Origin of the sequence: Thalassotalea loyana (genome assembly GCF_030161435.1) — a bacterium.
GTDB classification, from domain to species: Bacteria; Pseudomonadota; Gammaproteobacteria; order Enterobacterales; family Alteromonadaceae; genus Thalassotalea_G; species Thalassotalea_G loyana.
In genome coordinates this window covers 1-260 of the sequence record NZ_BSSV01000017.1, presented here as the reverse complement: position 1 = coordinate 260, position 260 = coordinate 1, and the positions used below count along the sequence as shown (strand labels likewise).

The following is a 260-nucleotide window of genomic DNA, read 5'->3' as shown; positions in this document are numbered from 1 at the left end:
AGTAAAACGTTCGAGGATATATATCAGCTTTCCAAATTGTTAAAGAGCAGTGTTTCATTCTCTCAAAGAGAGGAGAAACTAAACATAAACAGTATGTTTGCTTATGTTTAATTTCTATCGAAGCGATTGGTGGAGCTAAGCAGGATCGAACTGCTGACCTCCTGCGTGCAAGGCAGGCGCTCTCCCAGCTGAGCTATAGCCCCTTTTTACCTAGTTTTTCACCAAGGAAAAGGCTTCGTCTTAAACACTTTCGTTATCAT

The 260-nt window shown here is 41.2% G+C and carries 1 tRNA gene; it reads right to left on the bottom strand.

The features are described from left to right. Positions 1 to 127: 127 nt before the first annotated feature. Positions 128 to 203 (bottom strand) — tRNA-Ala (locus QQK05_RS18630). Positions 204 to 260: the final 57 nt, after the last annotated feature.